The organism is Candidatus Acidiferrales bacterium (assembly GCA_035515795.1).
GTDB lineage: Bacteria > Bacteroidota > Ignavibacteria > Kryptoniales > JAKASW01 > JAKASW01.
In genome coordinates, this window is record DATJAY010000007.1 from 25,529 (window position 1) to 46,781 (window position 21,253).

12 protein-coding genes are annotated in these 21,253 nt (G+C 47.3%); 2 read left to right on the forward strand and 10 right to left on the reverse strand.

Annotated features, from left to right (window positions below; all coding sequences use genetic code 11):
* Positions 1–15: 15 nt before the first annotated feature.
* From VLX91_04955 to VLX91_04975, 5 genes are all read right to left on the reverse strand, one after another.
* A complete protein-coding gene (locus tag VLX91_04955) occupies positions 16–2,412 on the reverse strand; it encodes a hypothetical protein (protein HUI29541.1) in 2,397 nt (798 codons plus the stop codon).
* 34 nt (positions 2,413–2,446) lie between these two features.
* On the reverse strand, positions 2,447–3,055 hold the full coding sequence (locus tag VLX91_04960; GenBank protein ID HUI29542.1) for an outer membrane beta-barrel protein: 609 nt from the start codon (positions 3,053–3,055) through the stop codon (positions 2,447–2,449).
* Between the two features lie 191 nt (positions 3,056–3,246).
* Positions 3,247–4,239, reverse strand: coding sequence for a glycoside hydrolase family 130 protein (locus tag VLX91_04965; GenBank protein ID HUI29543.1), 993 nt, complete (start codon positions 4,237–4,239; stop codon positions 3,247–3,249).
* A 31-nt stretch (positions 4,240–4,270) separates the two neighbouring features.
* Entirely contained in the window at positions 4,271–6,298 is a 2,028-nt protein-coding gene (locus VLX91_04970; GenBank protein HUI29544.1) for a sialate O-acetylesterase, read from the reverse strand.
* A gap of 111 nt (positions 6,299–6,409) precedes the next feature.
* The gene (locus VLX91_04975; protein HUI29545.1) at positions 6,410–8,263 is read right to left on the reverse strand and encodes a hypothetical protein; all 1,854 of its coding nucleotides are present in this window, start codon (positions 8,261–8,263) and stop codon (positions 6,410–6,412) included.
* Between the two features lie 182 nt (positions 8,264–8,445).
* Here VLX91_04975 and VLX91_04980 point away from each other — a divergent pair, with 182 nt between their 5' ends.
* Positions 8,446–9,837: an AGE family epimerase/isomerase gene (locus VLX91_04980; protein HUI29546.1), complete on the forward strand. Its 1,392-nt coding sequence runs from the start codon at positions 8,446–8,448 to the stop codon at positions 9,835–9,837.
* Between the two features lie 236 nt (positions 9,838–10,073).
* Entirely contained in the window at positions 10,074–11,345 is a 1,272-nt protein-coding gene (locus tag VLX91_04985) for a hypothetical protein (protein HUI29547.1), read from the forward strand.
* Positions 11,346–11,473: 128 nt separating this feature from the next.
* Here the strand turns inward: VLX91_04985 and VLX91_04990 are convergent, their stop codons facing one another.
* The 5 genes from VLX91_04990 to VLX91_05010 all read right to left on the reverse strand — a co-directional run bounded on the left by VLX91_04990 (position 11,474) and on the right by VLX91_05010 (position 21,241).
* Entirely contained in the window at positions 11,474–12,424 is a 951-nt protein-coding gene (locus tag VLX91_04990) for an aldo/keto reductase (protein HUI29548.1), read from the reverse strand.
* A 78-nt stretch (positions 12,425–12,502) separates the two neighbouring features.
* The gene (locus VLX91_04995) at positions 12,503–14,731 is read right to left on the reverse strand and encodes a hypothetical protein (protein HUI29549.1); all 2,229 of its coding nucleotides are present in this window, start codon (positions 14,729–14,731) and stop codon (positions 12,503–12,505) included.
* Between the two features lie 148 nt (positions 14,732–14,879).
* Complete coding sequence (locus tag VLX91_05000; protein ID HUI29550.1) at positions 14,880–17,360, reverse strand: glycoside hydrolase family 3 N-terminal domain-containing protein; 2,481 nt, start codon at positions 17,358–17,360, stop codon at positions 14,880–14,882.
* Between the two features lie 398 nt (positions 17,361–17,758).
* On the reverse strand, positions 17,759–19,351 hold the full coding sequence (locus VLX91_05005; protein HUI29551.1) for a hypothetical protein: 1,593 nt from the start codon (positions 19,349–19,351) through the stop codon (positions 17,759–17,761).
* A gap of 27 nt (positions 19,352–19,378) precedes the next feature.
* Positions 19,379–21,241, reverse strand: coding sequence for a DUF6057 family protein (locus VLX91_05010; GenBank protein ID HUI29552.1), 1,863 nt, complete (start codon positions 21,239–21,241; stop codon positions 19,379–19,381).
* Positions 21,242–21,253 lie beyond the last annotated feature (12 nt).

Genomic DNA, 21,253 nt, shown 5'->3' on the forward strand with positions numbered 1-21,253 from the left:
TAGCAATTGACCTTTTCATTTGCCCATTACAACTTTTACAACATTTTGGTCTTTCATACAATCAACCGGAATAAGATTCCTTTCGATCTTTTTTCCATTAACCGAAATTTCCTTGATTCCCTTTTCAACTCCATCCGGATTCGATACTCCGATGTGCAGCTTCTTGCCTCTAAAAACTCTCGCGACCTCGAATGACTTCCAGCTTGGTGGCACACACGGATCGATACGGAGACCATCGACTTCCGGTTTAATTCCCAAAATGAATTGCGTCGCCGCGTAATACGACCATGCTGCCGATCCTGAGAGCCACGGGAGTCTCGACGCGCCTCGACGCGGACTCCGCGGGCTGTTTATGAATTGGGAATAGACATAAGGCTCAATTTCCCTTACTTCAGCTCGCTCGCTATACGATGCCGGCATATAGGCCCGAAAAATATCAAACGCCTTGCCGCCATGTCCCAACATGGCCTCTGCGATGACCGCCCAACCTTGTGTGTGGCAAAAGATGGAGCCGTTCTCTTTCATACCCTTATTGAAAAGCGCAGCCTTCATCACCGAAATGTCGGTCTTCTCATAAGGCGGATCGCAAATCGTCAAGCCGTATTCCGTCCAGAGATGCTGATGAGTTCTTTGCATGATCAGTTCGGCGGTCTCTTTCGAGGCATGTCCACTAATCACCGCCCAGGTTTGCGGATTCAAGAAAATTTTGCCTTCATCATTTTTGCGAGAACCGAATGTTGCACCGTCTTCACGATAGCCGCGCAAGAACCATTCTCCATCCCAGGCATGCTTCGCCAGACTTTCATCCAACTTCTCAAGATTTTTCTTAGACCACAAGATTTCCTTTTTGTTGCCCAGATACTCATTCACTTCGATGTAAGTATCCAGTGCATATCTCAATTGAAATGCCACAAAAACCGATTCGCCTTTTTGTCCAAGCTGGAGACAATCATTCCAGTCAGCCGCCAACCCGCACGGCAAACCATGCCGTCCGGAATGGTCCAAACTAAATTCGATGGCACGCCTCATGTGGCCGAGCACAGTATCTTTGCCTTTGTCCGCGTATGGAAAAACCTTCCTATAAAAATCGACATGCCCGGTCTCTTTCACATAGGCCGGCACGGTATTGAAAAGCCACAGACAATCGTCGGAACGATATTCATTTTCCGACGGCGGTTTCTCGTGTCCTGGATGATGGCTGAATTGTTTCACGACAGGCATTGCTCCTCCCGTAGAGGCCTGTCCCGTCATCATCAGCTCAAGACGTTTCTCAGCTTCATCGGGGATGATGGACAAAACCCCCAGCAGGTCTTGAACCGTATCGCGGTAACCGAGTCCGTCACGCTCGCCTGCATACACGATGCTCGCTGCACGCGACCATACATATGTAATCAGACAGTTGTACGGGCTCCACATATTCATCATACTGTCGAACTGAGGGTCGGGGGTTTTTACAGTCATGGACTTAAGTCTCGAATGCCAGTGAGATTTTACGTTTTCAAATTCATGCTGAGCCTTTTTGATGTCCGAAAATTCACCGACCGCCGCCCGGCCTTCCACCTCGGCCTGACCGATTCCCAGCAGGACTAACAATTCCTTCGATTCACCGGGATTAATTTCTAAGTCGGTTTGAAAAACGCCGCAGCCGTTGTCGCCGACGGCAATTGAATTCCCACATCGTCCCTGTTCCACAACCAGTGGATTCGCATATCCACGATAAGCGCCGATAAACTTTTCGCGATCGGTATCGAAACCGACGATGTCTGCACCGACTAATGCAAAAAACATGTGCCGCGATTGAGGGTCCGCAGCAAAATCGCCGCGCACAACCGGCAGGAAAGGATTTGTGCAGTGATTGATGATGTTGTCGACGACTTTCATCTCCACGATGAACTGCGTGTACTGGAGGTTCACCCAGTCCATCCACATCTGCCAATGGGATGAATACTCGATGAAAGGGAATATACTCAACCGGCGTTTCTGATCGCTTAGGTTCGACACCTTCAGGAGCCAGCATTCCATTTGTTTCTCCAGCGGGACGAAGTAGGTACTTTCAGTGCGGACGTTCGAGTATTCCGACTCGATAACCGTATAAGCTGTACCATGACGACAAATGGATTTGAATTTATCCAAAGGTTTGCCGGTCGGCTGCCACGATGCCGACCAGAAGTCACCCGAATCTTTATCGCGCAGATAAAAGTACCTGCCGGGTTGGTCCATCGGTAGATTGTTCGGGCGCCATCTAGTAAACCGCCCCTGTGCTGCCGAGTTGAAGAAGCTGTATCCGCCGGCGTTGTTGGTGATAATCGCGCCGTACTCCGTCGAGCCGAGATAATTACTCCACGAGCGCGGCGTATCAGGCCGCGTAATTACATATTCTTTGTTTTCATCGTCAAAGTAACCAAATTTCAATTTATCGTCCTTATTGATAATGATTCATAGGGGATTACAGCAAAATTGAAAACCCCACCAAGAGACCGACGTGAGAAAAGACGTAGTCATACTTGTATGAACCATAGCCAAAATCTTCGCTGCTAGACCACGCATGGCTTCGGTAGTTCACTTCAGCACGCAAAACTACAGACTGAGTTAATAAGAATTTTGCACCGGCACCCAGGTTGATGACCCCTATGTCGAATTTGTCGCTCATTTGTACAACCGTGCCGCCGCCCATCATAGGTACTTGGATAGAATTTGAGATACCATAACCGGCTCGAACGAACAGCGCTGCTTTCGAATTGGGAGGAAGGTAAGTATAAGAAAGATTAAGTAGAAAATACTGAGCCGGTTGCGCATGTTGAACTGCCATGAGACTGATTTCAGGCTCGACTGAGAGACCATCAAGCAAATAGTATCCGGGAGAAATTGAGAAGAAAAGGAATTGTTCGGTTTGAGAATCGCTAGATGAATTGCCTAAATAAGTCCCGGTACTCTTATCTGTGGTTGAGCCGAGGCTGCCCGAAAACGAAAGTTCTAAATCTCCCTTGTTGAATTGTGCGTTGCTCATCGACGACGTTAACAGCAAAAAGCCGATTACTGCCACCATGGATTTCATTGTTGCCTCCCTTATTATTAGTTTTGTTCACATCGGGCGTCGCATGTACCGGAAGAACATGAACACTGCAAACAGCCGCGACCTGTTTAAAATATAAATGATTCCTCAATTTTACCAGCCTAGAAACAGGGATCGCCAACGGCATATTTTGGTTTGCCTTCTGACCACGTGATCAGGTGCAGGCCTTCGATTTACCTTTGTGGATGACTCTGAACAAAACTGACAATTTCATCTACGGTCGAAAACACGAGTCCTGTCACTGTATCAGCAGCGCCGTAGTAGATAGCCAATCGTCCGGTCGCACCATCACATAACATGGCGCACGGGAAAACCACGTTCGGCACATCGCCGACGCACTCATATATTGTCTGCGGAGACCAGAGGTAAGGCTCGGCTCTTGCAATCACTTTCCACGGCCTCTCCGGATCAAGAAGCACCGCTCCCGCACTGTAAACAAATCCGTTGCATGATTGAAGAACGCCGTGATATATCAGAAGCCAGCCTTCAGACGTCTCGATAGGAATCGGTCCCGCTCCAATCTTTGTGTATTGCCACGAATTCCCAACTGGACTCATGACATGGCGATGCTTGCCCCAGTAACAGAGGTCGGGGCTTTGACTTAAGTAAATATCGCCGAACGGTGTATGCCCGCTGTCGGACGGGCGCGAGAGCATCACAAAATTTCCTTTTATCTTACGAGGGAACAAGACGCCGTTTCGATTAAACGGCAGGAAGGCATTCTCGAACTGATGAAATGTCTCGAAATCATTTGTCCAACCCACGCCGATTGTCGGGCCATGATAATAATTGCACCACGTGACGTAGTACCGATCCTCGATCCACACAACGCGCGGATCGTAGCCGTAAACGAAATTGCCGACTTCAGGATCATCACACTTGAACTTCAATGGGCTCGGATCGAGCTTCCACGTCAGTCCATCCTTACTGAATCCACGATGCAGTCTCATTTGTCTCGCCCAGTTGTCGCATCGGAAGACGCCCGCGAACTCGCCTTTGTACGGAACGACCGCACTGTTGAATATGCTGTTTGAAGTCGGCAGGAGGTCGCGCGGTATCACAGGATTTTTCGAATATCGCCACACCGGCTTGTTATGTCCAGCAGGTTTCTCTTCCCATGGTAAATTTGGAATCGGATTTTGATTGATGATTTTGACTGAGCTCATATTATCCTCGCTGTTTCATAAACAATAAAGACTATTGTTTCCAATTGTCCGTCCTGAAGGTTGGTGCCGGTAGCCCTTCCTTATTAAAGAACGTTGCTTCATCGGTGTTGGTCCATGTGTATCTCACCGCAATCGGTTTCTTTATCTCATCGCTATAGACAATCAACTTTCTTCCCTCGACTTTGACATTCGCCTTGACAAAGACGCTGTCTTTCCCCGCGATCAAGAAATTCGCATTGCCGCTGCTGTCTTTGATAATCAAACCGCCATCGGCGTTATCGAACGAGAGGAAAATTTTCCCGTTTTGAATTTTCATTGAGCGGTACAAAGGTCCGGAGTAAATGACTTTCTTGTGATAATCTTTGGCGAGTGCCCACAAAGCCAAACGCGAGCCGACATCCTGCTTATCGGGTGGATGAATTGTCGAGGTTGGAGCGATGTCGAGCGTGACTGCAATACCCGTGTTCGGAACGGAGAGAGTGCGGAATTGGGCATCGCGAACCACATATGATTTTGATTTCTCACCATACGCGAAGGGTGCTATCTGCACGTAGTAAAACGGGAAATTGCCTTCCCCCCAATCGGTCCTCCAATTCTTGATCATGAGTCTGAACAGCGCCTCATAATTATCGTAATCGCTCGGCAGATTCGAATTCGATTCTCCCTGATACCATATCGTCCCCTTGATGCAATACGGTATAAGTGGGGCTGTCATGCCGTTGAAAAGCATGGTCGGCGTGTCCGGACCGACGTCGACAGAAGTTTTCGGACGACTGTTGAACTCACCTGCGGCACCATACCTGTAGAATTTGTTATTCATGAATTCCGCGACAGGCAAATATTTCCAATCGCCGGAAAGCGAGATGCCCGACAAAGTGTCCGGCTTGCTATAGATTTGCATCTTGACGTCATTTCCCCAGATACCGCCGCCTCCGCCCGTGTCGATAACTCTGACAGCAATCACCAGAACAGAATCCTTCACAATTCCCTTAGGGATTTCGTAAATCCTAGGAGTCGCCCAGAATCCGCCGCCGAGCATTCCGCCGACCTTCACGCCGTTTACATATGTTTCGTCCATATCATCGATGGGGCCAAGCGCCAGCACAAGATTTGTGTCAAGCCAACTTTTTGGTATCTCGATTTTTTTCCTGAACCAGACCGTGCCATCGAACTCTCCTACTTCCGTTGCTTCCCAGTAGGTCGGCAGCTTCATGGTACGCCAACTACTGTCATCAAAATCAGCTCTGTGACAAAGGCTGTCTTCGAAATCAAGATTCTCAAATTGATGCGCCGGCGGCTTTGCACTGATGTCGATCACGGGGTGGCTGAATATCCAGTCGTTCAGCTTCTTCACCTGACCACGCGCGCTGTCGATCTTCTCAACGATCGGCGTGTAGTCAGGCATCCCGCCTAGAAACTTTCCGCCTATCCACGATTGTATCCTTGTTCCTCCCCAGCTCGACACGATCAAACCGATAGGCACATGAAGCTCTTCGTAGAGTTTTCTTCCGAAAAAATATCCCACCGCGCTAAACTTTGCCACGGTCTGAGGGTTGCACTCGTTCCAAGCTCCCACGCAATTAAACTCGGGCTGGGCCGAAACGGCTCTCGCTACGGTGAACAGTCTAATGTTTGGAAAATTGGCAGCCTGAATTTCTTCTGCGGAATTCTGGATCGGATTGTCCGGAGGCCATCCGGCAAGTGGCATTTCCATATTCGATTGACCGGAACACAGCCAAACTTCTCCGAGCATTACGTTCTTATATATGATTGTCGAATCTCCAATCTGCAGGCTCACCTCATACGGACCTCCCGCCTTGACCGTCTTCAATTTGACCTTCCAGAGGCTGTCGGGTAAGACTTTTGTCTTCGCCGATGCTCCCCAGCTCGCTTTAATCGAAACGGGTGCACCGGGCGTTGCCGTGCCCCAGAAAGTTACATTTGTTTTTTGCTGCAGGACCATGTTGTCAGAAAATATAGACGGGATTTCAATAAACGGTTTGTTTGACTCCGCCTTTGCAATCACAATGAGAAACAAGAATAACGCAATGAGTTTCATATTAATCCTCGAAGTTGAGTAAACATTTTACCATCGGCAGGTGTAAATATGACGACACAAAAGTCAAAAGAAACGCTGCTCGAGAACTGACTTTCAGGTTGCATTCTGAATTCAATATGCCGTTACAATATTTGGATCTGGGTTTTCTATTTTCGAATAAATTATCTCAACGCGGCTGAGCTGAGCCACGTCGTTGAATCTTATTTTCAAATACCTGCTGTTCGGCGGAAACTCCGCACATGTATAGACTGCCGGCGTAAAAAACCTGTAGAAATTCTTATAAGGAGGAAAAGTTTCCACTTTTGCGCCAAGCGGCTTCAGGGTATTTACAGAATCAGATGCGGAAAAATCCAATCCGCATTCTCCGTTCGTCAAAAACACTTCTACTCTAAATGAATCGATCGGGTGTGGAACTCGATATATAATGTAGGAACCAGCCGTTCCCCTCAGCCTGCTGAAATCATCTTTAGCTCTGTAAGAATCCTGGTATGTGAGAAACTGCAGGCTATCCGACTTCATAAAAATTTTCGTAGAGTCACTCAACTCATCCACCAACTCTTTGCAATTGACATCGACTGGTCCGACAGCATTCGAAGGCGAAGAGACCCCCGAAGAATTCTCGGCGCTCACTCTGTAAAGATAACTTTTCCCGAGCTGCGCGGTTGTATCCTCGAAAAGTGGACGGAACACTTCGCCTGCGTCGCTCACACCGTCTGCGACGATTTGCCATTGAGTAGAATCACCCGCCATCCTCTGTATCTCATACGAAGAAGCGCCGGCAGAACCCTGCCATGAGATATGATATACATCAGGCACGGGTAACATGGTCGGCGAATCCGGGATCGGAAGCGGCGGCTCCGGCAGACTGTCAATCGCATACGCGGCATTTCTCATGATATCAACAATTTCTTTCTCGTGATAAATGCTGTCCGAGGGAAAACCGGGAAAACGGTACGATCCCACTCCATAATTTTCCCCATGTTGGTAGAAGCCGCCGTCACGACTGTGAAACCTCAAACTCCATATCATTATTCCTGAAATGCCGTTATCGATCACCGTATCGACAAGGGCTTTTGCGTCCTGAGGATTTCTAAAACCAAATTCGCCGATGAAATAAGGTTTCCTCCCTTCCGTCAATTTACGATTCGAAAGTGCATCGCGAACCGCATTACTCAGAGTTGTATAATAATGAGTTGAAAGCACATCGAAGTTTGAGTCGGCGACCTCATTCTCCGTAAGAAGCGGCGCGTGCATCCCCTCAAGCACTAAATGATTTTTGTCTATGCGCTTTATGTAAGCCGCAATTGTATCCTGCCATGAGAGAGGTGTTTCAAGTTCATTGCCGGTTTCCCACCCTAAAATGGCTTTGTCATCCTTATAGAGGATGCCGGTGTAAACATTTTTTCTATGCAAAACATAGCTGATCGTCTTCTCAAAATCGGAAATTAACTGCAGGTCCGTCCAGAAATCGTTCGGCTGCTTGCCTCTAAATGCTGCATATTCCGCCCTTCCACCCCACCACCACCAATTATCGACGAAGGGGATTATCAGCCGCACTCCTTCTTCATTTGCAGTTTGGAGCACCTTGTCCAATGCGTGGAAGGCCCGCTCGTCAAACTCTCCCGGCCCTTCGACATGACGAATTATGTTCCGTGATTCTCCTGCTCTCCGAACTGACAAAGTATAAATCCGCGCCACTTTCCCGCCTTCAATCTTGATAGTTCTAAGAGCGTCTCTAATTTCAAATTCGGTCGGCAGACGCCAAGGATTTGAGTCATCAAATGGCAGGTAGTCTTCTATATATGACAGGTTTGGTATATTATATGAAACGAATCTGAACTCTTTCTTCCCATCCATCAGCTTGTCTTTGTTTGCGGAGATAAAATTCTCGAATTGACCCGACGCACCGCAACCCGCGTTCAGGATACTTACGGCAAAAATAATCGCCCATAGAAATCGCCTCATATCAGTCGTCTCTGATTTCAATAAAATTCTTATGAAGATAACACTGTTCGCCCTTAAGATGAAGAGAAAATTTTCTTGAACCGTATGTCAAAAAGTATTATCATTTTTTCGAGAAAGGGTCTTTCATTCAACCTTTTAGAAATCTGTTAAGAGAAACCGCGCGAATCCGCAGGAGAACTTGAATGTCAGAAGATAATCGAAGCATAATCAAAAAGATGATCCCGTCATTGAATCAGAGCTTGCTCAAAAAGTGGTATCCCATGGTTGTCGACAAGGTTAACGGCGGCTATTATACTAATATTACCTACGATTGGAAGTTAGAACCCGAGCAGCCTAAAATGGCGGTAACCCAGGGGCGACACATGTGGACGGCAGCAAAGGCGGCGATGTACTTCGACGAAGGTGTTTATGCAGACGCAGCGAAGCACAGGTTCGACTTTTTCAGGAAAAAGATGTGGGATCAAAAATACGGCGGCTTCTACCAGATGCGCGACCAGAAAGGTGAAACAACCGATTACCTCGGATTCTTCGATGAGAAACGCACATACGGAAATGCATTTCTGATTTACGGCCTGGCCGCTTTGTACGAGTTAACCGGAGATGCAAAAGTTCTCGACTTTGCCAAGGAAGCTTTCCACTGGGTTGAGGAACATGCCAAGGATCCGAAGGGCCTGGGCTATTTTCAATTCCTGACGAGAGATGGAAAACCAATAAGCAAAGAAGGCGAGTACAAAACTAAAGCTGACGACACCGTAGAGGCGGGATACAAAGACCAAAATTCTTCGATCCACCTGCTTGAGGCTTACGCAGAATTATATAATGTATGGCATGACAACATGCTGAAGGAAAAACTTTACGATCTTTTGACTCTCATCAGGGACGTTATCACAGCCCCCGAAGGTTACATGAACCTCTTCTTCGACAACGACTGGAAGCCGGTGTCATTTCGAAACGCGCCGAAGGAAGTGAGAGAAAAAAACTACCGGCTGGAGCACGTTTCATTCGGACATAACTATGAAACGGCATTCTTGATGTTGGAGGCATCCCACACGCTAGGATTAAAAGATGACGTGAAGACACTGACAGTCGCAAAGAGAATGCTTGACCATGCAATCCAGAACGGCTGGGAAAAGGACAACGGCGGATTTGTCGACGCGGCATATTATTTTGCCGGAGAGAATAAGTGCACGGTCATCCAGGATACCAAGAACTGGTGGGCTCAAGCTGAAGCGATAAATGTTCTGCTGATGATGTCAAAGATTTTCCCGAAAGAACCGATCTACAAAGATTACTTCACTAAAGAGTGGAATTATATAGAGAATTTCCTCCTCGATCACGAGCATGGCGACTGGTTCGAAGGCGGACTTGACAAAGAGCCTCACTACAAAACCGGTAGGAAAGGACACATCTGGAAAGGTTGTTACCATACGGGAAGATCGCTGATGAATTGCACTAAGATGCTTTCTGAAGACTATCCTGATTTAACTCCGACAAACAAAGGGTTTGCAGAAGTTGCGAACAGCTTCAATCGAATGATAAATCACTGGAAAAAAGTGGGTGAAAAGCTCCAATAGATAACGGAGACACCAAGGACCCCGATTCATACCGACAGAGAAAGTGAAAACTCAAGAACATATCAGGGGAATCTCTCATAGCAATCATCGGTTTTGTAATACGGTACCTAATGAGCAGGAATCAGTCTCTGAGGCCTAAGCGGGCCTCTCGTGTCGTAATTCTTCTTTGTGTCATAATTTCGTTCTCATTCCAAGGATGTATCACTTTCCTTTTTCAGGGAAAGCCAAATTACGTCATGGTTAATGGCACACAATTCATTTATAAAGGCAAACCATACTATTATATTGGAACAAACATGTGGGACGGCTGTTATCTCGGAGCACCCGGGGCAATTGGAGACAGACCAAGATTGATCCGGGAATTGGACAATTTGAAATCATTAGGGATCACCAACTTACGAATACTCGCCGCGTCCGAGAACTCATACATAACGAATTCCCTGAAGCCAGCAATCCAAATGAAACCCGGCATTTATGATGAAGATTTGTTGGAAGGACTGGATTTTATTCTTTCCGAAATGAACAAGCGGGACATGCACGGCGTGATTTTCCTGAACAATTACTGGGAATGGTCTGGGGGTATGGCCCAATATAATGATTGGGCAAACGGCGGTGGAGGCATCGATCCGGCGAACGGCAATTACGGTCCTTTCATGGATTATTCAGCGACGTTTTATGTCAATGAAAAAGCCCAGAAGTCGTTCTTCAATTTTCTAACGGACATCCTGACAAGAAGAAACAAATACGATGGATGTTATTATTACGAAGAACCGGCGATAATGGCGTGGGAGCTTGCAAATGAGCCGCGTCCCGGAAGAGACGACAAATATCTCAAAGAATATTATCGCTGGATAGACTCGACGGCGCATTTCATTCACAGCATCGACCGCAACCATCTTGTCACGACGGGCAATGAAGGTTTGATCGGAAGCTTGATGGATTCCACAATTTACCTGACAGCGCAAGGGTCCAAGTATATCGATTACGTTACGTTTCATCTGTGGCCCAAAAATTGGGGCTGGTTCAACGCGAAAGATATCGCCGGGACATATCCTCGAACTGAGATGAACGCCATCCAATACGTCGATCGGCATATCGAGCTTGCACGTGAACTTGGGAAGCCAACAGTCATGGAAGAATTCGGGATACCACGCGACAGCGAGTTCTACGCGCCAGGCACGCCGACGACGTCGAGAGACAAATATTTTGAAAAAATCCTGGGACTTATATATGACAGCGCCGCCGTCGGTGCACCGATTGCCGGCACAAATTTCTGGGGATGGGGCGGTGAAGGAAGACCTCAACACTCCGACTACAGGTGGTTGCCGGGCGATCCGTTCACCGGCGATCCGCCGCAGGAGCCGCAGGGATTAAATTCCGTTTACGATGTCGACACAACCACTCTGTTTATTCTCAAAGCCGACGCAATGAAGATGATTGCACTCAGCGACACCGAAAGAATTCGCGGTGAAAAGAAAGTGGTGCAGGGCAAAAATATTAAATTCTGAAGTCGAAGCTCCGCACTGATTCAACATCTGAAATCAAAAACTTGAGAGGACGAACGCAAGCAATGAGGATCGTCATTCCGAAAACATGGAATTCTCTATACTGTAGGGTAGGTGCTTCGAGTCCTAACTCAGTATTTACTTGCTTCGTTAAGCGTTAGGACCGCCTCATCACTCAGCTTTATTTCTGCTGCCTTCATCAATGATTCCAATTGGGCGAGATTCGTCGCACTCGCGATAGGCGCAGCCACCGATGGTCTCGACTGGAGCCATGCTATCGCAATGCTCGCCGGTGTGCTGTCATACTCCCGCGCCACTTCATCAAGCCCGGAAAGGATTCTGAAGCCTCGTTCAGTCAAATATTTTTTCACACCGCTCCCTCTCGCGCTTTTTTGTAAATCGGCTTCAGAGCGGTATTTCCCCGTCAAGAAACCGCTCGCCAGGGAATAGTAAGAAATCACACTGAGGTTTTCTTTTAGACAGATTTTTTCATAAGACATTTCAAATTTTTCCCGGTCGTACAAATTGTATTCGGGCTGAAGGGTCTGGTAGCGCGGATAGTCCTTTTTTCCACTCGTCTCGAGAGAACTCTTCAACCTCTCGGGCGAAAGATTGGAAGCCCCGATCCATCTTACCTTTCCTTCAGTCACCAACTGCGAGTAAGCCTCCAAGGTTTCTTCAACCGGGACGGTTTCAACATCCCAGTGAGTCTGGTACAGATCTAAGTAATCGGTTTGCAGACGCCGCAATGAATCTTCAGCGGCATGGAGAATATATTTCCTTGAGATGTCTCTTTTCCCCTGTCCCATGTCCGATCCGACTTTTGTCGCAATCATCACTTCATCGCGGTTGCGACGCTGTCTCATCCAGTTACCGATTATCTTCTCGGATTCGCCTCCTTTATTTCCCGGTGCCCACCGGGAATACGAATCCGCAGTGTCGATGAGATTGAAACCACGAGCGACGAAGGCGTCCAGCAACCGAAAAGCCGTCGTTTCGTCAACCGTCCAGCCAAATACATTCCCACCGAAGGCAAGCGGTGCAATACTAAGAGAAGATCTTCCAAGTTGTCGTCGTTCCATATCTAAGGCAAATTCTATGATTACATAATCTCAACTAAGGCAAAACGTCTTGAAATACTGATTTGTTTCAGCGTCATTCTACTCTCTTCCTGAAATTCTTTTTTCAAATATCTCCTTGAGTTGTTTGTACTGCGGGTCGTTTACTCCTTGAAGCTTGGCAAAATCATTCATTGCCGACTTTGCCTTGGTCATGTCTCGTTTTATCATATATAGTACGCACAATCTATAAACCAGCGATGGATCGTTTTCAAGTTCCGCGCGCGCTTTTTCCAGGTATGGCAGCGCTTCGATATTCTTCTGTGCAAAAAGTATTTTCCCGATGAGTAGATCGGTGTATGGAACCTCCCGGATGTTATTGGCATCCTTCAAAACATCCAATGCCTCGGAAACCTGACCGACCTTCAACATCGCTTCAGCTTTGTCTATGTAGGGCTTTATTTTTGCCGGCATCAAAATCATCATGTTCCCTGCTTCGTCAGACCCGGTGAATGTCGGATCCATGTTTCTAATTACGGCAAGTGTATTCCCTGCGTCCAAAGCAAGGCCGGAGTCTTTCTGGACTCTGTATTTCAGTATCTGGACCTGCAACGCAGTGCTGCGATTCAAACTTGCACTCTCCAATTTTTCTATGCACAAAAGTGCATCCTTATAATGTTTTTGCGATGAATAGATAGAAGCAAGAGTGAACTGCGCATAAGAGCTTGTGTCTGAACCGGGCGATTCTTTCAAGTACCGTATCGCATTTGTAAAATCGCTTGCCTTGACCGCCAAACTAGACGCATAGTAATATGACGAAACGTCCAGGGGCGCGGTATAAGCTATTGCGAAGTATTCCTTGGAAGCACGTTCCGGATCTCCGATCGACTCGTAGTAGGCAGCCAATTTCTTATGGGCCGTGATAGAGTTTATGTTAGCATACTGTATAGTCATGAACGCTAAGGAATCAATAATGCCATGAGGGATGTAAGTATTGCGGAAATTGTTTGCCGTGGACTCAGGCTGAAACGGCCATCCCGCTTTCAAATGTTCTATCCGCAGATGGGCAATCAAACTGTCAAGCTCGGTGTAACCCCAGTCGGCCCTGTCACATGTGGAGCAGTTGATTTTCGATGTATCCCATCTCTCTTCGATCATTCCATGCAGCCTGAGCGCGTCGAGAAAGCCGTCCGCCATCAGGAACTGTCCATCGATGTTCGGGTGAAGATGGTCGGTCATCAAATTATCTCCAACGATACCGTTCAGAGAATGCTCTTCGAAGAGAAGTTTCAGCGAGACACTATAGGCACCAAGCGAATCAGCAAGATGAGCAATGATCTCATTGAAGTCTTCCGGTGCCCTAAACCTGATTACGTCCAGATCCTTCGCGCGGATATATTCATCTTTGGCCTTGTCTGAAAAGCCGTCTTCTTCAAGCCTTCGTGCATTCTGGTACACCGAGTCTGCCGGGGGATAGATTCCATAACGCACCGAGCGAAAAGGAGCCAAGTCCCTGACGTTGCTGACAAGATCGCTGATGATCACCGGCACGCCGGCATCTTTGAATTTCCAGAGGAGTGCACCCATGTTGTCCGAGAACTGTTTTAACCCTTCCGAATACATCTTTGAAGCATAAGGGACGAGGTCCTTGCCGACCATCTTCTCCATCAAAGTCCCCTTTGACTCGTCGTTACTCTGCGGGTGCATCATCTTAACAAAGTCGACAATGCCCGACTCGATTAGTTGATACGTTCTCAGATGGACGAGCCTAAGCCGGAGCTTCTTCGTCCAGACGGGGATCGACCCGTTCTCCATCGATGCGACGCCAAGTGCACCATAGTATTCGTTGTGTCCCGTGTAAATCAGGATGGCATCTGGTTTCTGTTGCAGGATTTCGTCTGTAAAATCCAGCAAAGCGTAGCTATTTATCGCCGTCATGCCGAGATTAACGACCTCGATGGTACGATCAGGAAAGGTATCTTGAAGCCACTTCCTTAGGATCGTCGTGAAAGCAAGATTGGCATCGTAAGGAAAACCTTGCACCGAAGATTCTCCCAGCACGAAGATTCTATATTCGTCTTCCGGCTTCTCTCTCAGGAAATACTGAGACAGCGGAGTCGGAATCGGCTTTTCAAGCTTACTGAAAAATCTCTCACCAACGTGACGATTGATTTCGTAATACCTTGGATCCGGGCTGGAGACGAAAAGACTCAGGTCCTCGCCGTAAGAAAATATCCTCAACGAGAATTCGAGGAGTGCGAGCAAGAAGAATGGGAAAGCAACCACTATAAAGTTGAAAAGTATTTTCTTTTTATCTTTCAATTCAAGCATAAGACTCTTGGATATCAGGCTTTTTGTTCATCAAAGTTGGCGCGGATGACCCACAAATTTAACCATTTTCTCCACATCGTGAAATGAAAACCATAAAAAAAGTCCCGATTCGCATGAAGCAAATCGGGACTTCATAGAGACCTTTCGTTTACTTCGTCAGCAGCATCTTTCTCACCTGACTTATGCCCGGTGCTATGAGGCGGTAGAAATACACACCACTTGAAAAGCGTGACCCATCAAGCCTAACTTCATAAGCCCCGGGCCGCTCGGTCTCATTTACCAAAGTCACTACTTCTCTGCCGAGCACATCATAGACTTTCAAACTCACGTGGCCGGTCGATGAAAGCTGATAATTGATTACCGTCGACGGATTAAATGGATTGGGATAATTCTGCTCCAGCCTATCGGTTAGCGGGATTCGATCATCACCACCGTTACGAACGGCAGAACTTATGCTCGACCAGTTGTAAACATCAAAATTCGTGAACGATTGGAGGGTTCCGCCGTCTGCGGACTCGATAGTACCCCCGCTATATGAAATCGAAACGGTGTCACGTGTCGCGAACGAAGCCTCGTCGAAAACGAGCATGATTGTCGTGCTGTCATGGGCCTTCAGCGAGGCGGTTAGCGAAGATGACATTGTATGTCTATTGCGGACAACGATGAATTCGTAGGATTCGGAGGATGGATCTTTCATCGGTTTATTGAATGTCAATTCCATGTTCGCACCATCGGAAGTGACTATCGAAGATAGACAGGCAGGCGGAGATCCGGAAGGAGCGTCAGCAAATGATTTGATGCCGAACCCATAAGAGTATAGTGGAGAATAGCTGCTGTCGCCGAAGTTCATCGGAATCTGTGAATTGCTCTTCGGCCACGTTCTCGACAGTACCCCGATCGGCTGAAAATCGCCAAATAGGATATCGGAGACTCCATCACCCTCCGTTCCTGGAAGCCACACTGCAAAGATGGCGTCACAGTAGTGAAGAACCGGCGCAAGGATCAGTGGTCTGCCTGAGACGAGAATCAGAACCACAGGGGCACCATAGCCTTTCATCTTTTTGATCAATGTCACCTGGTCAGATGGAAGGTTTAAGTCCTGTCTGTCTCCGTAAGTCTCCGCGTAAGGCGTTTCACCGACTACAACTACGGAATAATCGGCGGATGTGTCTGCAAAATTGCCAGTTTTAGAGAAGACTATCGAATCGCCCGGTGCCGCCGCTTGCATTCCCTGCAGGATTGTCGTTCCGACCGTAATGTTGCCACTTGCGCCTTGCCAAGACATCGTCCACCCTCCGCATTGATATCCGAGATCATTGGCACTGGCACCGGCTACCAAAATCCTTTTGCCTGTCTTTAGGAATGGAAGAATTCCATCTTTCTTCTTTAGAAGCACAACGGACTCCCGGACACCTTGGCGGGCAATGGCACGATGCGCTGATGAGCCTACTGACGAGATCAAAGTCTTGTCCGCATAGGGATGTTCAAAAAGACCAAGCCGGAATTTTTGCGACAAAATTCTTTTCACGGCATCGTCAATCCGTTCAATTGGTATAACACCCTTGTTAATCAAACTTTTGATGGTATCAATATAAGTACGATGATTAAATCCAATGAAAACTGACATCATTGCCATGTCTTCGCCCGCGTTGATGGAATGCGCGATGGCAGCTCCGTATAATATCTGGCTGGGATAAGGGACAGTGGGATCACCCGCATACAGGAAGCTGTTGAAGTCTGAGACCGTAAGGCCATTGAAACCAAGTTCAATTTTCAAGAGCGAGTCTTCCAGGAAAGGATAACCGTTGATATGGATCCCGTTCCATTGATTCTGAGCTATCATGATAGAGCCGACTTTTTGATTTATGGCAGACAGGTATCCCGGCAAATGAATTTCGCGCAACGTTTGGTCATCACATAGGGTATTTCCGTTCGTCACTCCGCCTGTAGTTCCTCCGTCGCCGATAAAATGTTTGGCGCATGCAAGCACGTCCACATACTTAGCAGACGTATCGCCTTGAAAACCGCGCACTGCTGCCGCGGCCATTCCTTTTACTAAGTCTGGATCTTCTCCGAACGACTCGTATGTACGGCCCCATCTTGCGTCCCTCGCCACTGCAACTACGGGTGCAAAGGTCCAATCAATTCCTGTGGCTTTCATCTCTGCTGCCGTGGTCTGTTCTTCCTGAGCGACCAGGTCGGTATCTCTTGTGCATCCCATTCCGATGTTGTGTGGGAACACTGTTGCACCGTACATTGCGCCAAAACCATGAACTGCATCGATGCCGAAGAGAATTGGGATCTTCAGACGTGTCTGCAAAGCATAAGCTTGAAGCGAATCATGAAGATCAGCCCAGGCCTGCGGTGTTTTATCGGCCGGTCCGGTATCTGCGGTGGCAAGAACCGCACCAATATAGCAAGATGCGATGTCGGATGGTGTAGCTATGTCCGAGTAATTCATGAGCACCATCTGACCTACTTTTTCATCCAATGTCATCCTACCGATCAAATCATCAACTCTCTGCTGAATCGTCAGCGTCGTATCCTGATAGGGAAGAGTTTGAGAAAAAGTTTCAGTGGCACATGCAAGTACAAAATGGGCAACGAATAATGTAGTGGTCTTTCTCATTGTGGGGCTTCCTCCGTTTCAACTGACGGGAATGGCGTTATTCAGAAAGGGACATCTTCGTTGCAGAAGCACCATTCCCTTGTTCTAAGTTATACGACCTTCCTGTTTTAACTTCGAGTTTTCCTCACCTCTAGACTTCGTTTACTGCTTCAGAATTGCTCCGCAAAGAACAGCGGATATTTTTTTCCGATGCAAATCATTCTCCCAGCGGACACTTTCCAGATTCAACTTCACCACAGCTACAGGAAAATCAACCTCTCATAAACCCTATCCATGACCATTTCCCCCTTACCGTCCGCCGGAGACCTGAGCTTGAAATCGCCGGTGTTCGATTAGCTAAGGGAACCAACAAAACAAAAAGAGTTTGACGCCCGACTCAATGCGCGATCCTTCCAAATCTACCTTGGAGACTTTTGATAAATGTCCGGCTCTTCCTTTCTGGGCGGCGCAATGTGAAAGAACGGATTTTCCTTTACCTTTGGATCCAGTTTTGCAGCATAAACTTTTTTGTCCATAGCGACTTTAGCCCATTCTCTGGGATCGACATCGATATGCCCTGCAACCATCTCAGGCACATTATAAGTTTTCAAAAATGTCCCGTAGAAATTTGGATCCTCTTGCGGCAGTATGAAAGGCTTTGATGAAACACCGTTACTGTCTAAATGACTGAAGTATGGTCTCGCTAGCAATTCATTATCTCGCTTCGAGCTGAACACAAACCACCTTCCGTTCCTCGACCATGAGTGGAAGCTATCCGTCTCGTCGCTGTTGCATTCCAATCGCTTGCATTGTTTTGTCTCGAGGTTGAAGAGATATAAATCCGCACTCTTGAGATAAATCGGAAAGTTGCTGTATTCCGATCCGGTGAAGAGCACGAACCTGCCGTCGGGAGAAACTCTCGGCTCTGTTATGCTTCCTCCAAAGTCTTCCGCCGACAGAACTGTTTCCAACTTTCCCCACGTGTTGGTCTGCGCATCATATGGAATTCTCATCAGATCGTATCGAATCCTTCTCCACGCAAGTCCTCTCCTGCCATTCTGAGTCATCCAAAATGTGTCGAGCTTACTCGTCGAACAAAAATACAGATACTTGCCGTCGGGCGACCAGCAAGGAAAAGTCTCCATACGGTCAGGATTGGCGAGATCAGGACAGGTAGTGATCATGTTCTGGTCGATCAGGTACAATACGATATCGGATGCCGCATCCAATACGTCGCGGCATTCGCTTTCCGCATGAAAGAACATGGAAAGCTTGTTCACTGAAAATGCGATGATATTCCCGTTGGGATGCCATGATGGATAGGCGCCGGCCCTGTTGAAAGAAGTTGCCGTATTTACTTTGCGGATATCGTTTCCTCTTCGGATCAATGTTCCGGATCCCTGACCCCCACGAATATGCATCATCATATACTGTGGATCGCCGCTTTTGAAATTATGGCAGTTCATGCAGCTGCCATCGGTCAGTTTGTTTGTAAGGATGGGAGTTTCTTCGAATGTCTCTATGTTGCGCTGGTACAATCCCACATTTCTCCAGAGATGGATGGCGGGGTTAATCAGGCGGTATGCTAAATACGGATCGATTGGATCATTTGAAATTGTATCGACGATCGGACGATAGGCGTACCATCTTTCGTCCTTTTTGGCGTGCACTTTCATAACCAGGAGTTTGCCGGCATTCTGGCTCAAAAGCCGCTTCCACTCTTTCATCGGAATGAAAAACGATCCGTCCGATGCACTGAGCTCAATCGGATCACCGACAGCGGAGGATATTTGCAGAGTGGCTTCATCGACTTCCTCAATAAGACGGAAATTCAATGGAGCTATGTTTGGCGGAATAACGATGCCCGCGTAATCAGGATCAATGTGTGGTACCCTGTTGATCGGTGCGCCGATCTGTTTGTCGGGCGACGACTTCCCGCAGCCCGACGCCATGATTAAAAGACAGCCCGCATATATGATAAGGCCGGAATGTTTCTGAATGGATGTAAACATTTTCCTGCGTCCCATTATTTTATGATGTTAGTTTGTCGGAACGACCCGCAACAGGTAGAACCAATAAGTGTCGCCGTAATTCTGGCTAAGTTCTGAATAAATAGACCCAGCGTCGCCATGATGTTGGGAAATCAAAGCATAGAGACCCTTGAATCGATCAACGGTTTCTTTCCGTATTCCAATCTTTGATGCGACACTGTCCATCGATGGATTTGTAGATAGAAATGCCACCAGGGCTTCCTCATACAGCTGCGGCATAGGCCCGTTTTCGTTCATCCTCAGCTGCAGAAAATCATTCGCGAAAAGATTGAGATTTCGAGTGAGCAGATCGTACATCAGTAAATAACGGTAAGCCATCTCGTTCCGCGGGAATTGGCCCAACATTATCCTGAGATCAATTTCGGGATGATTGTCATTTATAATAAAATCCACCTTCGTCATGTAGGTGTGAAGTTGTTGAAGGTCAAACTCCTGTCGGAACTTAGAAGGATCCTTGATACACGCCAGGTAGTGATTTGCCCAGGAAGATGAAAACGGATTCTGTCTCAGTCGATATAAGAATTCTTGTGCAGCGGCGAAATTACCTTCGAGAATATTAGTTAATGCCAAACGCTTCAGCACATTTTCCGACTCTCCATAATGGGTCAACGCCTCCAATGCCCAATGCTTCGATTCGTTTATGCTCCCCAGTTCGTACATGAAATCGCTGTAGTCTAAAGGATACTCGTAACAAATATCGTTTTTTAGAAAGAGACCCTGCGACGCGACATTCTGTCTAAGCCATGTGAACTCCTCATCCATCCTGCCGGTATGATAGTATGCCTGGACGAAGTGAAAGAGGTTCAAAAGATTCGATGTGGAGCTAGGATTGATGAAAGATAGAGTTTGGTTCCATTCACCGGCATGGGTCGTATAACGAATTGCGAGGAATTCCTCATCGCTCTTGCTGACAACTTGCCAAAAACTCATGATCAGCACTGCTGCAGCAACTCCTATCTGGACCAGAATCATACGCAGATTTGATTTCACATTTCCCTGGCGTTCTGCTCTGTAAAAAAATATTCCTGCGGATGCTAACACAGACACGCCCAGAATTATTTCGAAATAAATCTTTCCTATAGGTGGAATGCCGAAGGTGTCGCCGACCCACAAAGGAGAGTGGCGGAGAAAGGCGTCAGAAGTTGAAATAATAAATAGATTCGACTTGGCAAGCCATGGTACTATCAAAGCTGCCGCGATTAATGCGGCTGAAACAGATGTGCGAGATAGGAAAGAGCTGTTCCCGTTGAATACTTCGTACATAACACAAAGGACTGTGAAAATCAGGAGTGCGTACGGCGACAGCAGATAAACGACAATGACGAATGGTACGGTTGAACTCAGTCGAACCCAGTTTCTGGCGGACTTTATGTTTCGATACAAAGCAAAAGCCGCCATCGCAATAATTAATGCGAGGCTCCCCACCAGAGAATAGTTCGAATCGGTCTGCAAAGCCGCTAGAATAATTGTCGGAATGAGCAGCGCGATCCACCATTTCCCCGCATGCAGAGTGAGGTTGAGCAGATGGTAAAAGACCAGCACAAGAATAGTCAACAAAGCTGCGCCCAGCAATTCGAATTGAAGCAACTCCGTCAGGAATGCTGCCGCATAATCCGAAATTCCGCCCGGCAATTGAAGTTGTTCAAGAAAGAAGCCCCTTTCCAGAAAAAATACAGGCTGTCTCGCGAACTGGATATATTCCGGATGAACAGCAAACCAATAATAAAAAAACAAACAAAGTGACAATCCTACCTCTATCCAGAAGCGCAGTCCGAATCGAGATTTCAATGTGTCGGCCATGCGCTGTGAGAAAGATGCTTTTCCACCAGGTCCACTTTTAGTGTTTTCCATTTTTCCACTCGA